Origin of the sequence: Streptomyces xantholiticus, assembly GCF_014651015.1 — a bacterium.
In the GTDB taxonomy this organism is placed as follows: domain Bacteria; phylum Actinomycetota; class Actinomycetes; order Streptomycetales; family Streptomycetaceae; genus Streptomyces; species Streptomyces xantholiticus.
Map to the genome: position 1 here is coordinate 183,938 of NZ_BMWB01000013.1, position 16,061 is coordinate 199,998.

Annotated in this window: 10 protein-coding genes; 9 read left to right on the top strand and 1 reads right to left on the bottom strand. The window is 70.2% G+C overall.

What is annotated here, in order from left to right; genetic code table 11:
- The first annotated feature begins 3 nt into the window (after positions 1–3).
- The 6 genes from IE198_RS20350 to IE198_RS20375 all read left to right on the top strand — a co-directional run bounded on the left by IE198_RS20350 (position 4) and on the right by IE198_RS20375 (position 10,113).
- Complete coding sequence (locus IE198_RS20350; protein WP_189888603.1) at positions 4–4,212, top strand: TIGR02680 family protein; 4,209 nt, start codon at positions 4–6, stop codon at positions 4,210–4,212.
- A 35-nt stretch (positions 4,213–4,247) separates the two neighbouring features.
- Positions 4,248–5,561 carry a TIGR02679 family protein gene (locus tag IE198_RS20355; protein ID WP_308426835.1) on the top strand — a complete coding sequence of 438 codons (1,314 nt, stop codon included), beginning with the start codon at positions 4,248–4,250 and terminating at the stop codon, positions 5,559–5,561.
- 482 nt (positions 5,562–6,043) lie between these two features.
- Complete coding sequence (locus IE198_RS20360) at positions 6,044–7,153, top strand: FecCD family ABC transporter permease (protein WP_189888605.1); 1,110 nt, start codon at positions 6,044–6,046, stop codon at positions 7,151–7,153.
- The gene (locus tag IE198_RS20365) at positions 7,153–7,938 is read left to right on the top strand and encodes an ABC transporter ATP-binding protein (protein WP_189888607.1); all 786 of its coding nucleotides are present in this window, start codon (positions 7,153–7,155) and stop codon (positions 7,936–7,938) included. Before IE198_RS20360 ends, IE198_RS20365 begins: the two co-directional genes overlap by 1 nt.
- 15 nt (positions 7,939–7,953) lie before the next feature.
- Entirely contained in the window at positions 7,954–8,976 is a 1,023-nt protein-coding gene (locus IE198_RS20370) for an ABC transporter substrate-binding protein (protein ID WP_189888644.1), read from the top strand.
- 933 nt (positions 8,977–9,909) lie between these two features.
- Positions 9,910–10,113 (top strand): hypothetical protein, encoded by a 204-nt coding sequence (locus tag IE198_RS20375; RefSeq protein ID WP_189888609.1) that lies wholly within the window; start codon positions 9,910–9,912, stop codon positions 10,111–10,113.
- 179 nt (positions 10,114–10,292) lie between these two features.
- On the opposite strand, the gene IE198_RS20380 is transcribed toward IE198_RS20375, so the two are convergent.
- Positions 10,293–10,853 carry an RNA polymerase sigma factor gene (locus tag IE198_RS20380; RefSeq protein WP_229834127.1) on the bottom strand — a complete coding sequence of 187 codons (561 nt, stop codon included), beginning with the start codon at positions 10,851–10,853 and terminating at the stop codon, positions 10,293–10,295.
- A 657-nt stretch (positions 10,854–11,510) separates the two neighbouring features.
- On the opposite strand from IE198_RS20380, the gene IE198_RS20385 reads away from it, so the two are divergent.
- From IE198_RS20385 to IE198_RS20395, 3 genes are all read left to right on the top strand, one after another.
- The gene (locus IE198_RS20385) at positions 11,511–12,998 is read left to right on the top strand and encodes an MFS transporter (RefSeq protein WP_189888612.1); all 1,488 of its coding nucleotides are present in this window, start codon (positions 11,511–11,513) and stop codon (positions 12,996–12,998) included.
- Positions 12,999–13,145: 147 nt separating this feature from the next.
- The gene (locus IE198_RS20390; RefSeq protein WP_189888614.1) at positions 13,146–13,907 is read left to right on the top strand and encodes a thioesterase II family protein; all 762 of its coding nucleotides are present in this window, start codon (positions 13,146–13,148) and stop codon (positions 13,905–13,907) included.
- A 431-nt stretch (positions 13,908–14,338) separates the two neighbouring features.
- A partial coding sequence (locus tag IE198_RS20395; protein ID WP_229834128.1) for a type I polyketide synthase occupies positions 14,339–16,061 on the top strand: 1,723 nt, incomplete at its 3' end.

The following is a 16,061-nucleotide window of genomic DNA, read 5'->3' on the forward strand; positions in this document are numbered from 1 at the left end:
GCCGTGACCGCGCTCCCCAGCCCCGCGCCCGGCCGGTGGCGGCCCCTGCGCATCGGGCTCGTCGACCTGTTCCACTACGACGTCGAGGAGTTCTGGTTCCGCGACGGCCGCCTGCTGCTGCGCGGCAACAACGGCACCGGCAAGTCGAAGGTGCTCGCCCTCACCCTGCCGTTCCTACTGGACGGTGACCTCTCCGCCCGCCGCGTCGAGCCCGACGGCGACGCGGGCAAGCGGATGGAGTGGAACCTGCTCCTGGGCGGCGAGCACCCGCACCCGGAAAGGCTCGGCTACACCTGGATCGAGTTCGGACGGCTCGACGACACCACGGGCGAGGCGCATTTTTGTACGCTGCTGTGCGGGCTGAAAGCGGTCGCCGGACGCGGCATCGCCCGCCACTGGTTCGCGGTGACGGACCAGCGGATCGGCGCCGGCCTGGACCTGCTGGACGCCACCGGCACGGCTCTGTCCCGGGACCGGCTCGCCGAGGCGATCGGCAGTCACGGCATGGTGTACGACACGGCGAAGACGTACCGCAGGGCGGTCGACGAAGCTCTCTTCGGGCTCGGGGAGCGGCGCTACGGGGCCCTCGTCGACCTTCTGATCCAGTTGCGCCAGCCGCAGTTGTCCAAGCGCCCCAGTGAAGCCGCCCTGTCCCGGGCGCTGACCGAGGCGCTGCCGCCGATGGACCAGGCGGTCGTCGCCGACGCGGCGGAGGCGTTCAGATCGCTGGACGAGGAGAAGGAGGAACTGCGGGCGGCCCGAGAGGCCGAGCAGGCGTCCTCGGCGTTCCTCGACCACTACCGGCGCTACGCCCGCCTCGCCTCCCGGCGCCGCGCCCGCCTGCCCCGCCGCGAGCACGCCCGCTACGAGAACCTCCAGCGGGAACTCGCCAAGGCACAGGCGGATCGGGACCAGGCCCTGACGGAGCGCGAGGAGGCCCGCGCGAGGGGCGCCGCACTCGGTGAACGGGCCGCGCGGCTGGCCGCCCAGGACGCCGCGCTGCGGTCCGGGCCAAAGATGCGCGACGCCCAGGCACTCGACCGGGCGGCGGCCGACGCCTCCCGTACGGCCGGAGAGCTGACCCGCGCCGAGGCCGACCGGCGGACGGCGGCCGAAGCACACACCCGGGCCCTGGGACGGCTCGCCACCGCGGGCAACCGGCTCACGGCGGCTCAGGAGGCGCTGGACGACATCCAGAACCGCGTTACGGAGAGTGCCGCGGCGGCCCGGCTCGACGTCCCCCGGACCGAGGGAGCCCCTGAAGCGGTCCTGCGCCGGGACGCGGACGAGGCGACGGCCGCCAGGCGGCGGGCCGTCGAGCACGTGGCGGAACTCGCCATGCGTGCCGAGCACGCCGAGGAGCAGCGCAGGGCCGCCCGGCTGCGCGCCGATGAGGCCGACGAGGAGGTCGTGCACAGCGCGGAGCGGCTGGCCGAGGCGGAGGAGAAGGCCACCGAGGAGGGACGGGCGCTGGTCACAGCCGTGCGGGAGCACCTGGCCGGGTGCGTTGAGCTGCGGGTGAGCGGGCTGCCGGGGGTCCTGGACGCGGTGCAGGACTGGGTGAGCTCACTGGACGGTGCCCTGCCGGCCCGTACGGCGGCGGCCGAGGCCCATCGCACCGCCGCCTCCCGCCTGGCAGACCGGGCTGCCGGACTGGCCCACCGCGAGGCAGCGCGAACGGAACGGCAGCGGCTGGCGGTCCAGGAGCTGACCGCCCTCGAAGCGGGCGGCGAGCGCGGCCCGTCGGCGCCGTACACGCGTACGCCCGACGTGCGCGACCGGGCCCTCGGCGCCCCGCTGTGGCGGCTCGTCGACTTCCGCCCGCACATCACCGACGCCGACCGGGCGGGGCTGGAGGCCGCGCTGGAGGCGTCGGGGCTCCTCGACGCCTGGGTACGGCCGGACGGCTCCGCAGTCGCGGCGGACGGCCACGACGTGTTGCTCGACCCGGTCGGGCTGCTCGGCGGGGCCGGCCTCGACCGCGCGCTGTGCCCGGCGGTCGACCCCGCGGACGTGGGGGCCGCCGCCGTGGGCGAGGAGACGGTAGCGCGCCTGCTCGCCTCGATCGGGCTGGCCGCAGGGGACGGGGACCGGTCCGGGGAGACCTCCGGGGAAGCCGACGGCCACGACACCTGGGTCTGCGCGGACGGGCGCTTCCGGGTCGGCGCGCTCACCGGAAGCTGGGCCAAGAAGAGTGCCCAGTACGTGGGAGAAGGAGCACGGGAACGGGCACGCCGCGCCCGGATCAACGAACTGCACACCGAGCTGGACGCGTTGGCGACCGAGCGGGAGCGACTGGCCGAGGAGTCCCGCGCCGTGGCCGAGCGCCGCGTCGTGCTGGACGCCGAACTCGCCGCGGTACCGGGCGACGACGACCTGCGCCACGCCCACGCACGTGTCACCGCCGCGGCCGACGCGGCCCACCGGGCCCGTACCCGGCAGGAGACGCGGGCCGCGGAGCTGGGGCGGGCGGCTGCGAACGCCGACGGTGCGGCGGCCGAGCTCGCCGAGACCGCGGCCGCCCTGAACCTTCCCGCCGACACAGCGGGACTGGGCTCCGTACGCCAGACACTCGCCGATCACACCGCTCTCCTGGCGGCGCTGTGGCCCGCGTTGCGCGAACACGCCGACGCCGAGCGCGCAGTGACCGGTGAGCAGGCGGAGACCGACCGGGCCGCACTCCTCGTGTCCGAACTCTCGGAGCGGGCGACGGAGGCCGCCCGGGGCGCCGCTGCCGCGGACGAACACCTCGCCACCCTCCGCTCCACAGTCGGAGCGGCCGTCGCCGAACTCCAGCGGCGGCTGGAGGAGACAGCGGAGGCAGCTCGCGTCTGCGAGAGCGAACAGCAGCAGGCCCATGCGGACTTCGCAGACGCCGACCGGCGGGCCAGCCGCGCCGAGGGGCGCATCGAGCGGCTCGCCGAGGACGTCACAGAGGCGACCGCCGCGCGTGAGGAAGCCGTCGCGGCGCTCCAGCGGTTCGCCGCGACGGGGCTGCTTGCCGTGGCCCTTCCCGACATCGACGTACCGGACGACGACGGAGCACCATGGGCGGCGACCCCCGCCGTCGCTCTCGCGCGCGCCATCGAGTCTCGGCTTTCCTCGGTCGACGACTCGGACGCGGCCTGGGAACGCGTGCAGAAACGGCTGAGCGAGGAGTTCGGCAGGCTCCAGGACGCGCTGTCGCGGCACGGCCACACCGCCACCGCCCGTCCGAGCGAGGACGGCATGCGGGTCGACATCGTCTACCAGGGCCGGGAACGGGCCGTACCCGAACTCGCCGAGGCGCTGGCCGTCGAGGTCGCCGAACTGATCCGCATCCTGTCCGCACACGAGCGCGAGATCCTTCAGACCCACCTGATCACCGAGGTCGCCGGGACGCTCCAGGAGCTGATCGGGGCCGCCGAACGACAGGTGGGCGCCATGAACAAGGAGCTCGAGGAACGCCCGACCTCGACCGGCATGAAGCTGCGGCTGGTGTGGCGGGCTTCCCGCCGTGCCCCGCAGGGGCTGGCCCAGGCCCGTGAACGGCTGCGCCAGTCGGCCGATGCCTGGTCACTCGAGGACCGGGCAGCGGTCGGCGCGTTCCTCCAGGAGCAGATCGCCCGCCGGCAGGCCGACGACAGCGCCGGCAGCTGGCTGGAGGACCTCACCGCCGCACTCGACTACCGGGCCTGGCACGAGTTCGGCGTCGAACGCCACCAGCACGGCAAGTGGGTGCCGGCCACCGGGCCCGCTTCGGGCGGGGAGCGGGTACTGGCCGCGTCCGTGCCCCTTTTCGCCGCCGCGTCCTCCCACTACGCGAGCGCGGGCGGCCCCCATGCCCCGCGCCTGGTCACCCTGGACGAGGCGTTCGCCGGCGTCGACGACGACTCTCGCGCCAAGTGTCTGGGCCTGCTGCGCGCCTTCGACCTCGACGTCGTCATGACCAGCGAACGGGAATGGGCCTGCTATCCGCAGGTCCCCGGCATCGCCATCGCCCAGCTCTCGCGCGTCGACGACATCGCCGCCGTGCTGGTGACCCGGTGGGAGTGGGACGGCAGCGAACGACGGCACGGCATGGGCCCCGGCACTCCCGTGGTCGCTGTGCCGGTGCCCTCCCAGGCCAACGGCCTTGACGAGGCGGCCGGCGAAATGGAGACACCGCCTGCCGGGAGGACGCGGGGAGCCGTCGCGGACGGCACCGGAGAACCGGAGCTCCTGTGGACGTGAATCCTGCTCAGGCCCCGCCCTCACGGTCCGGGCGAGTGCCCGGCGCCCAGGCGGTGGGATGTGAGGGGCCGGTGGGCGGGGCGGAAACGCAGCCGCCTGCGACATCGCCGGTCGGCGAACCGATCGACACCGAACGCCTCGGTCGGCTGCTCGGTGATCCCCATCTTGCCTGGCTGGTGGAGCGCGTTCGGCAGCGCATCGCGCGCGCCCAGCCGCTCACCGGCCTGGTCAACCTGTCCAACCCGGACGAATCCCAACGCCGATGCGTCGAACGTTTGTTGGGGCGCGCACCGAGCGCCGGCCGCTCCCTGAGCATACGCCTCGACACGGTGGACGCGATCCTGCGCCGCTCCGGTGTCAGCCCTGACGGACTGGCCTCTGCCGTCGTGGCACTCACCGGCCCCGTCACCCTTCACGCAGAGGCGCGGGACAGAGCAGAGCGGGCCTGGGAGAGGGCGTATGCCCCTTTCAGCGTCCTGGATGGTGAGTCGGCCGAGTGGGCGGAGCGGATCCGCAGGGAAGGTCTCGTACGGCGACTCGCGCGCACTCCGGAGACCGCCGGACCTTTGGTGGACGCCGCTGTGCGGGCGCTGCGTGCTCTGCCCGCCGTACCTCCGACGTCACGGGCGACGTTCGCGGCACGCCATCTCGGGGGCGCCCACGCTCTGGACGACGGGACACCTCTCGCGACTCTCGTCCTGTCAGGAATCCGTGCCCTCACGGGCTTCCCCGACGGCACCGGTGCCGAATGGCGACGGGAAGCATGGGCGTCAGCCGGTCTGCTCAAGGACGACGTCTCGTCGACCGTCCTCTCCCTCAACCTGCGCGGCACTCCCGCCCTCGACTGGATGGCCGACGCCGGTGAGCCCGCCGTTCTGACGCTCCGCTGTCTCGCCCGTCAGACACCGGTTCCTGCCGTCCCGGCGACGGGAACCGTCCACGTCTGTGAGAACCCGGCCGTGCTGTCCGCCGCCGCCGACACTTTCGGCCCGGCGTGCCCACCCATGGTGTGCCTCCAGGGACAGCCCTCAGCCGCCGCACTCTCGCTGCTGCGCGGCCTGTCCGCGGAGGGAGCCGTCCTTCTCTACCACGGCGACTTCGACTGGGGTGGTGTGCGCATCGCCACGGCGCTGCGGCGGAGCGTCCCCTGGCGGCCGTGGCGCTACACGACCCCCCACTACCGAGCAGCGGTGGCCAAGGCGGCCGAGGCGCCGGAAATGACGGGTTCTCCCGCCGCTACACCGTGGGACCCGGAACTGACCCTCGCTCTCGCAGAGCACCGTGTTCGCGTGGAAGAGGAAATGGTGCTCGACGATCTGTTGTCGGACTTGGAGACACGGGCTCATTGAGGCGCCTCCCGGAGCGCGGAATGCCGCGTACCGCTGTCCTGGCGCAGAATGACGCGGTGGGCGCCGCGCCGAGCCTCTCGCCCGAACTCACGGAGGGGGCGGCGTCGCCCTCGGGCGGCGCAGTGCACCACCACCCCACGAAAAGGACACAGGCAGGCCCGGCCGTGTGCCAGGACGCAGCTTGATCAGCGACCTGGCCGCTCGTGCGCAACGGGGTTCCGTCAATTCTCCTCCGGCAGGGCGGCGTTCCGTACGCGCTAAGCTGCAGGCGCCCCGCGGGGGAAGTCCGGTCGAAGTCCGGCGCTGACCCGCAACGGTAGGCGGAGCCCAACACGCGGCCCCGTGAGCCCGATTACCCGTGGTGGTGAAGGCTCCTGTCAATTCGCCGTGGACTGCGAGAGGGTGCTGCGCAGGGCGCCCCGCGTCCCGGGCCGCTCCTTTGGTCACGTTGGTGCACGGCCCGAGGCGAAAGCGATCCGCCGGTGGCCACACCCCTCGAACGTCAACCTGCCGCGCCGTCGCGCCCTGCCCTCACCGGCGCCGGCCCCGCGCCGCCCAGGCGCGTATCACTGCCGCTTCTGCTCGCGACCTTGTGCGCCGTGCTCTTGCTCTCCATCGCTTGTGGGGCTGGGATCGGGGCGTCGGGGCTCTCCTGGGGCGAGGTGCTGCGCCATCTGTGGGCCGGGCTGACAGGCGGACCCATAACGCCTGACCAGGTCCCGGCGTACACCATCGTCTGGGAACTGCGCTTTCCGCGAGCCGTGCTGGCCGCGGTCGTCGGCGCCGGCCTGTCGGCCATCGGCGTCGCCGTGCAGGCCATGGTGCGCAACGCGCTCGCCGACCCGTTCGTCCTCGGCATCTCCTCGGGCGCGGCCGTCGGCGCCAACGCCGTGCTGCTCTTCGGAGCCTTCGGCGCGCTCGGTGTCTGGGCTCTGTCCACGGCGGCCTTCCTCTCCGCGCTCCTCGCCATGACGTTGGTGTACGCCATCGCCAGTACCGCTGGTGGCCTGACCCCGCTGCGGCTCGTCCTGACCGGCACCGCGATGTACTACGGCTTCTCGGCCGTCACCACGTTCATGGTGTTCGCGGCCGAGCGTGGCGAGGCGGCCCGCTCCGCGATGATGTGGCTGCTCGGCAGCCTCGGCGGGGCGAACTGGGCCTCCGTACCGATCGCCGGGGGAGCCGTGCTCGTCGGCCTCGCCCACCTCACTGTGTCAGCGCGTCGCCTGAACGCCCTGGCGATGGGCGACGAGACCGCGGCCGCGCTGGGGGTGGACGCGGGGAGGTTGCGCAGGGAGTTGTTCGTGGTCTCCGCGGCCGTCACGGGGGCGGTCGTCGCGGTGAGCGGTGCGATCGGCTTCGTCGGCCTGATGGTCCCGCACGCTGCACGGATGGTGGTCGGCGCGGACCACCGCCGGGTGCTGGCCGTCGCACCACTCGCGGGCGCCGTCCTGCTGATCTGGGTGGACATCCTGTCGCGCGTGGTGCTCGCGCCTGTCGAGCTGCCGGTCGGCGTACTGACCGCGGTCATCGGCGTGCCGTGCTTCGTCCTACTGATGCGCCGCCGCTCCTACACGTTCGGAGGCGCGTGATGCGCATCGACATCGATGCACTGACGGTCGAGATCGCCGGCGCGCGGCTGGTGGAGGAGGCCACGCTGCGAGCGGGCAGCGGACAGGTCGTCGGGCTTGTCGGGCCCAACGGCAGCGGGAAGTCCACCCTGTTGCGCTGCGTCTACCGGGCTCTGCGTCCCTCAGCCGGCATGGTCCGGCTCGGTGGCGAGGACCTGCACGCCCTCAGCGCGCGCGAAGGCGCCCGTCGGCTGGCCGCGCTTCCCCAGGAGGCGGTCACCGAGTTCGACTTCACGGTCGCCGAGGTCGTTGCGATGGGGCGGCTGCCGCACCAGCGCTCGGTGGCCCGGACGGGCGACGATGACCGGAAGGCGTGCGAGGCGGCGCTGGTGAGGGTCGGGGCCGGCCATCTCGCCGAGCGTGGTTTCCTCGCCCTTTCGGGCGGCGAGAAGCAGCGGGTCCTGATCGCACGCGCGCTTGCTCAGCAGCCTCAGGTGCTGGTGCTCGACGAGCCCACCAACCACTTGGACATCGCCCAGCAGTTGGAAGTGCTGGCTCTGGTACGTGGCAGTGGGCTGACCGTGCTCACCGCGCTGCACGATCTCAACCTCGCCGCACTCCACTGCGACCTGCTCCACGTCATCGACAGCGGCCGGATCGTCGCCTCCGGCGCGCCGTACGACGTGCTCACACCCCAGTTGCTGGCCGAGGTCTTCGGCGTACGGGCGCACCGCGTACCGCATCCGGAGTCCGGCGCCGTGCAGCTGCTCTTCGACCGTCTCCTGCCCACTCAGCCCGCCTCTTGAGGAGTCATGGCCATCATGCCGAACCTCGTACGCCCCGCCGCACTCGCACTCGCCGCCGCCTTGGTCCTCACCGGCTGCGGCGCGGAGGTCACCTCCCAGGACGGGGAGGGCGGTGATGCCGGGACACGCGGCGGTCACTACCCGGTGACCGTCGAGAACTGCGGCCAGAAGCAGAGCTTCGACAAGGCCCCACAGCGCGTGGTCACCAATGACGTCGGTATCACCGAAATCATGTTCGCGCTCGGGCTGGAGGACCGTATGGCGGGCTTTGTGATGCCCGACGACAGGGGCGATCTCACCTCCGTTCCCTGGAAGGGCGGCTACCAGAGGACGAAGTGGCTCTCGAAGAAGACGATCAACAAGGAGCTGGTCCTCGACGCCCGCGCCGATCTGGTCTTCGCGGGCTGGAACTACGGCTTCAACGAGGGGGAGGGTTTCAGTCCTGCCGAGCTGGAGAGGGTGGGCATCGACTCCTATCTGCTGAGCGAATCGTGCCGCAACGGGCGGGGGAAGGCCCGCGGGGTGATGGCGCCGCTCGAAGCGCTGTACACCGATCTGCGGAACCTGGGAAGGATCTTCGACGTCGAGGACCGTGCCGAGGCCCTCGTTGCGAAGTTCCGAAAGCAGGTCGCCGAAGCGCAGGCGAAGGCCCTGAAAGGCGCTGACCGCCCGCGCGTCTTCCTCTATGACGACGGGCAGGACAAGCCGCTGACCTCGGGTCTGTACGCCGGGCCGCACGACATCATCACCAAGGCGGGCGGCGATCACGTCATGAAGGACCTCAAGGACAGCTGGGCGACGGTGGGCTGGGAGACCGTTGTCGAGCGTGACCCCGAGGTGATCGTGATCAACGATTACGGAGACACCACCGCAGACCAGAAGCGGAAGTTCCTGCAGTCCTATCCGCCGCTCGCGGATGTCTCGGCCGTCAAGAACAACCGGATCGTCGTTCTCGACTACGCCGAGCTGGTGGAAAGCCCGCGCAATCCCGCGGCCATCACCTCCCTCGCCGCGGACCTGAGGAACCTTGCTCCGTGACCTGACCGGCAGACGGACTTCGGCCGCCGACTCAGCACGCCGGCGCCGGCTGCCGCAGCAGCGTCATATCGGTCCGCCGGCAGGAGCGACCCCAGGACCGGTCCTCTGAGGGAAGACTCCTGGGCAGTCCCGGCCTGACGGTGTCGTCGCCCTCGCTGCGCATCACCGTCGTCAGCAGGCGGAAGTCCCGCGGGCGCCCCGGCCCCGTCCATGGGGTTGTCCACACGGGTCATTGGGGGTGCTGGAGCTCGACAGGGCTTCAGCACCCCTTGGTCGTTCTCCTTCGTGCGTGAAGGTGAGCGGGACATCCTGGGACATGTGTGCCCGTTTCCGCGGCGAATGCGACTGGTGGCGCGGCTCGCGATACTGAAGAACCGCGGCGTGGCGGACGTCCGATCGCCTGTCGGGACGGACGAATACCCCGCACCAGCCGGACCCCGGTACGAGCAGCCGGTCGGCCTCGCGCACCCGAACCATGCCTCGCCGGCCGCCCGCTCGTCCCGTGCACCAGCGCGCAAGCCGTGCACATGGTCTCGCCCGCGCAGTCGGCCGGGCACTCGGTGGAGCGGTGGTTGGTGCGCGTCATGTGGGGCGTGCGCGTTGCGGGCTGGGTCATCTCACGGAAATGACCTGCGAAGCAGCCGTCCTGATGGCCCGCCAGGTGAGTCGGCCACCTGTGCACCGGTCACTTCCTGCGGAATGGGACCGTGTTACGACTCTCCATGGACAGGATGTGAAGATGTGGTGGGGCTCCTGTCGACGTCGTCGGCTATCGCCCTGATCTCCCTGACTGTGAAAGCGCCGTTCTTTGGCGTCGCTCACCGCCCGTGGCGGCACCGCTGGAGGTGCTGCTATTGATTCTTCTGAAGTGCGCGTATAGCCTGGGGCTCTGGTTGATGAATGAACTAATATGGGGGCGGAAAGGTGGGTGGCATGAACGATTCGAGCGAAAACGAGGCAGCGGAATCGGATGACGAAACGCTGGCCAGGCTTACCAGCGCTCTCGGGCAGCCTTCGCTCGGCGTGCTGGAAAGAGCGAAGGCGCTGTTCCCGTTCATCTCCGATGAGAACCACTCTCTGAACGCTGATTCGGTTCCCGATGCTCGCGTGGTACCTGTGAACCAGGTGCGCGGCTAGGGTTTACCGGGCGGACCTGGGGCGCCCCCCGTGGTGTGCACGCGAAAGTGCCTTCCTGCTCGAACGACAGAGGCTTGGAAAGGATCTGTCGTCCGGACCGGAAGGCACTTTTCGCTTTCCCTCTCAAAAAGCGGGCCCCCGCGGCAATGTGAACGCGAAGGCCGGCGATGCTCGCCGGATCAGCGGTGCTGCTCCAGAGCGAAGGTCCGCAGGCCGGAGCGCGTGATCGCGTTGAACAGCTCTGCCGCCTGCTCGGAACGCTCCGTCTCACGCTGCAGGAGCTTCCCCAAATGGGCCAGGCAGCGCGACCGAATGGGTCCCAGTGAACCGCGCGGCATGCCCAGCGTGGCACTGATCTCGTCGTAGGACATCGGCGGGTCGGTCACCAGAAGCCCAAGCAGTGCCTGGCATTTCGACGAGAGTGCGCAGTACGCGAGCAGCACCTCGTTGTCGCGCTCCTTTGCGAGCGCCGCTTCCTCCGGGTGGTTCTCCGACGGTTCCGAGCGATCGAAGACCGGTGAGTCCCCGACCGGCACGCTGCGACCGGACCTCTCGATGTGCTTGAGACTCTCCCGGCGCGCCGACGCCGCGATCCATTGGGAGAGCTTCTCGGGATCGCGGAGCTTGCCCAGGTGCTGGATCACTCGCATCCAGGTGGTCTGGCTGACATCCTCGCAGTCGGCTGCGCTGAGCCTGTGGCCCCGCGCGATCGCCCATATCAACGGCGTGTACCGTTCCACGATCCGGTTCCAGCCGTCTTGGTTTCCAGCTATGCAGTCGTCTACTAGCTCGTTCAGCGTAGGCGTACGCATATGTCCCCCGGTTTTGTCTTGATTCCCCGTCCCCACAGGCAAACATTAGTATTGACTGAGGGGAATGAGCCATATTACCCCTGAGTAGTTTCCCCACTTGTTACTTGGGGGTTCCTCGGGGTCGGCCATCGGAAGAACTTGGACGTATAGCTTGCTGCATCGTCTCCATCGGTGACCGGTAGAGGCTTATGAGGCCAATGCGAGTCGACCGGAAAGCGACTGTCCCTCCCCCCTGTGTCTGTTTACTATACGGGTCTGCCAGAGTGGGGTGTCAATCGACAAGATTGTGACAGGTGTGTCAATTTCGCTGCGAGAGCCGCTTATTGACGGATCGTCAAGAAGCCGGTGCTCGGTTCCTGGCGCTGGATGAGGCATGGTGTGCTGTGCGGCGGCGGGTCGAGCAGGCGGGTTGCAGCCGACCTCTGTCGCCGCCACGTGTGACCTCGGCCACATTCGTGGCGGAATCCCGTCCCGGATGTATCCGAACCCAGTGCCTCCGGATCTGTTATTCAAGGCAAATGGACAGCCAGCTCGAGGGGGAGGCATGTGGTCCTCCCGCGGGTCGCAAACGTTGGGAAGGACACCGTGACCGTTGAACGTAACCCTTGGTCAGCTCTAGGGGCGCTGATCGTCGGGTTCTCCCTCATCGTGCTGGACATGAGTGTGGTGGCGGTTGCCAACCCCGCGATCATGGAAGCGCTGAAGACCAGCGTGTCCGAAGTGATCTGGGTGACCAGCGCCTACTTGCTCACCTACGCGGCGCCGCTGCTGTTCACCGGACGGCTGGGCGACCGCTTCGGCCCCAAGAACGTCTATCTGTTCGGCTTGGTGGTGTTCACCCTCGCCTCCCTGTGGTGCGGCCTGGCCGAGAGTGTCGACGCGCTGATCGCGGCCCGTGCCGTGCAGGGCCTCGGAGCCGCGCTGATGACGCCCCAGACCATGGCGGTGATCACCCAGATCTTCCCCGCGGACAAGCGCGGCGCCGCCATGGGCGCGTGGGGCGGCTCCGCGGGCGTCTCCCTGCTCCTGGGCCCGGTCATCGGCGGCCTGCTGGTGGACTCCGTCGGCTGGGAGTGGATCTTCCTCATCAACGTGCCGATCGGTGTCCTCGCGTTCGCGCTGGCGTGGAAGCTGGTGCCGGCGCTCCCCACCAAGAACCACAAGTTCGACCTGCCCGGCATCGTGTTGTCCTGCTCGGGCATGTTCCTGCTGGTCTTCGGCCTGCAGGAGGGCAACAACAAGGACTGGTCGGCGACCATCTGGCTGACGATCGGCGCCGGACTGGCCGTGCTGGTGCTGTTCGTGGTGACGCAGGCGCGCAGCAAGAGCGAGCCCCTGCTGCTGCTGAGTCTCTTCCGCGACCGCAACTTCGCCCTGGCGAACGTGGGGATCGCGGCCATGGGCGCCGCTGTGACCGCCATGACCGTGCCCACGTACTTCTACCTGCAGGGCGTACGAGGACTCTCCTCGATGGAGTCGGCCCTGATCTTCGCACCGCTGGCCATCCTGACCGGCGTCTTCTCGCCGATCATCGGCAAGCTGTCCGACAAGGCGCACCCCCGGACGTTCACCACCATCGGCTTCGCGCTCTTCGCCGTCACGATCGTCGCGTACAGCCTGTTGATGGAGCCGGGCTCGCAACTGTGGATGTTCTCCGCCACGGCCGCCCTCACCGGTATCGCCAACGGCATGGCCTGGGGCCCGCTCGGCGCCATCGCCACTCGTAATCTTCCCGTCCACCAGGCCGGCGCCGGCTCGGGCATCTACAACACCAACCGGCAGATGGGCGCCGTCCTCGGCAGCGCCGCCGTCGGTGCGCTGTTCGTCGACCGGATCGAAACGCACCTGCCCGGCATCGGCGGAGGCGGTGGGCAGGCCGAAGGCAGCGCCGGCGTCGTTCCGGCCGCATTCCACGAGCCCTACAGCACGGCCCTGAGCCAGACGGGCCTGCTGCCCGTCGCCTTCCTCCTGCTGGGCGCGGTCGCCTGCGCCCTCTTCATCCGCTTTCCGTCACGCGAGACGCCGACGGAGACCGAGGACGTCGCCCTGCAGAAGGTCGACGGCGCCGCCTGACGCCGTCCGGGTGGCGCGCGTCGCGCGGACGTCCGCGTTCCGTCGCGCCCCGCCCTCCGCGTGTCGAGGAGGCGACGGACATTCACACCAGCGCCGTGGGCGTGGAGTTGCCGCGCCCACTGCGGATTTGAACGGGGAGGAAATCGTATGGCCACCGCAGAGGATTTCGGTCTTTGGATCCGTAAGCTGAGCTCCGCGGACGATCCGAAGGCGAGACTGATCTGCTTCCCCCATGCCGGCGGTTCGGCGAACTTCTACTTCCAGTTCGCCCGCGGATTCGACGGCCTGGAGGTGTACGGCGTCCAGTACCCGGGCCGCCAGGACCGACGGCGTGAGCCTTTCCGGGAATCCGTCCAGGAACTGGCCGACGAGATCGCCGCGCTCATGGACGGATGGAACGATCTGCCGGTCATCCTGCTCGGAAACAGCATGGGGGCGTTGGTCGCCTTCGAGGTGGCCCTGCGCCTGGAGGCCTCCGGCAACCCGCCTCTGTCCTTCTTTGCCTGCGGCCGGGTGGGACCGATGCTGCACGTTGACGAGCAGACCTACCTCAAGGGCGACGACGCCTTCCTCCAGGAGATGAAACTGCTCGGCGGCATGGGCCACGCACTGCTGCAGGACGAGGAGATGATCGAGCTCGTGCTGCCGCCCATGCGCGCGGACTACCGGGTGGCGGAGACCTACCGGTGCTCGCCGGGGGCGAAGCTCTCCCTTCCTGTCCACGTGCACATCGGAACAGCCGATCCCAAGGCGCCCGAGTCCGGCGCGGCCGAGTGGAAGCACAGCACCACAGGGGAATTCACCCTGGACACGCACGAGGGCGGCCACTTCTTCTTCACCGACAACGGTGACGACCTGATCGCCGCCGTCGGCCGTTCGGTGGAGGACGTGCTCGCGACAAAGGGGTGAACGGCCCCCCGTAGGCAGCCGGACGGACCGCACGCACACGCGGTCCATGAGGCCCGCGCGACCGGCATCGGCCCGTCGCGCGGGCCTTCGGCCTTCCTGGGCAGGCCGGAGGCGCGCTGTTGCTCGGCCGGGCTGTCGGTGTCCCTTCGCAGGCCCATGACCCGCGCCGGCGCCACCACGGGCCGGGACGCGGTCCCACGGGCCCCGTCGGCCTGATCCCGCCCCCTCCGCCCGCTGCGAAGGGCACTGCGCGGGGGCGCTCCGGCACGCGAACGCAGGACGAAGACGACGCGTCTACCCGCGAGCCACAGCCGGTACACATGCCGCGCGAAAAAAAGTATGGGTAATGGCTGTATCCAGGCGGCTCCCCGCGGGATCTAGCTGGTCGACCACATGGTCCCGGCATGAGCCCGAAGGTGGGGGAGACAAGCATGGCCCTCGAGAAGCCCGACATCGTCGGAGCCCTGCGCAAGTCGCTGAAGGAGACCGAGCGTCTCCGGCGTCAGAATCAGCAACTGCTCGACCAGGCAGGTGAGCCCCTGGCGATCGTGGGGATGAGCTGCCGCTTCCCAGGAGGGGTGGCATCGCCCGAGGACCTGTGGTCGTTGGTCGCCGAAGGGCGCATGGGGTTCTCGGAGTTCCCCGACGACCGCGGCTGGGACCTCGACAACCTGTACGACCCCGACCCCGACCACCCGGGCACGGCCTACACGCGCCACGGCGGCTTCCTCGACGACATGGCCGAGTTCGACGCCGAGTTCTTCGGCATCAGCCCCCGCGAGGCGCTCGCCATGGACCCGCAGCAGCGGCTGCTGCTCGAAGGCGCATGGGAGGCCTTCGAGAACGCGGGGATCGACCCCACGACGCTGAAGGGCAGCGACACCGGCGTCTTCTGCGGACTCATGTTCTCCGACTACCAGTTCGTCGCCGGCCTCAGCGACCGTCGCCCGGAGATCGAGGGCTACCTCTCCATCGCGTCCTCCCCCAGCGTGGCCTCGGGCCGCATCAGCTACACCTTCGGTTTCGAAGGACCCGCGGTCACCGTGGACACCGTGTGCTCCTCCTCCCTCGTCGCCATCGACGTGGCGAGCAAGTCCCTGCGGGCCCGGGAGTGTTCACTGGCGGTGGTCGGCGGGGCAACCACGCTCGCCAGGCCCAGCGCCTTCGTGGAGTTCAGCCGCCAGCGCGCCCTGTCGCCGGACGGACGCTGCAAGGCCTACGCGGCCGCGGCGGACGGCGTCGGCTGGGCGGAGGGCATGGGCCTGCTCGTACTGGAGCGGCTGTCGGACGCCCAGCGCAACGGACGCCGGATCCTCGGCCTGATCCGCGGCAGCGCCATCAACCAGGACGGTGCCAGCAACGGCCTCACAGCGCCCAACGGCCCCTCCCAGGAGCGGGTGATCCGGCAGGCGCTTGCCGGCGCCGGGCTGTCGCCGTCCGATGTGGACGCGGTCGAGGGCCACGGCACGGGAACACCGCTGGGCGACCCGATCGAGGCCGAAGCGCTCCTGGCGACCTATGGACAGAACCGGGAGAACGGCCCGCTGTGGCTCGGCTCTGTCAAGTCCAACTTCGGCCACACTCAGGCCGCGGCCGGTGTCGCGGGTGTGATCAAGATGGTGATGGCGATGCGGCACCAGGTGCTGCCGCCGACCCTCCATGTCGACGCGCCCTCCCCGCACGTGGACTGGGCCTCGGGCGAGGTCGCGCTGCTGACCGAGGCCCGCCCCTGGCCCGTGGGGGAACGGCCCCGCCGCGCCGGCGTGTCGTCCTTCGGCGTCAGCGGCACCAACGCCCACGTCATCCTGGAAGAGGCCCCGGCGGGGGACATCGCCCAGCCGGACGAGCCGACGGGAAAGATCGGGTCCGGCATCCGGCCGCCGGTCCTCGTACCGCTCTCGGCGCGTGGCGAGGGGGCACTGCGCGAACAGGCCGACCGCCTGCGGGCACACATGATCGCCCGCACCGAGCTGGACCACGTCGACCTCGGCTTCGCCCAGGCGACCACCCGCGCCCACCTCGAGCGCCGCGCCGTGATCGTGGCCCCCGACCGGGGCGCCCTGCTGACCGGCCTGAGCGACCTCAGTTCGGCCACGCCGGCTGCGGGTGTGGTGGAGGGGCAGGTCGTCGGTTCGGGTGTGAAGCCGGTGTTCG

Bases quoted from the DNA above. Each gene is read 5' to 3' on its own strand.
- IE198_RS20390 (WP_189888614.1), top strand. From the start codon at position 13,146: ATGGCCACCGCAGAGGATTTCGGTCTTTGGATCCGTAAGCTGAGCTCC.
- IE198_RS20365 (WP_189888607.1), top strand. From the start codon at position 7,153: ATGCGCATCGACATCGATGCACTGACGGTCGAGATCGCCGGCGCGCGG.
- IE198_RS20375 (WP_189888609.1), top strand. From the start codon at position 9,910: ATGAACGATTCGAGCGAAAACGAGGCAGCGGAATCGGATGACGAAACG.
- IE198_RS20370 (WP_189888644.1), top strand. From the start codon at position 7,954: ATGCCGAACCTCGTACGCCCCGCCGCACTCGCACTCGCCGCCGCCTTG.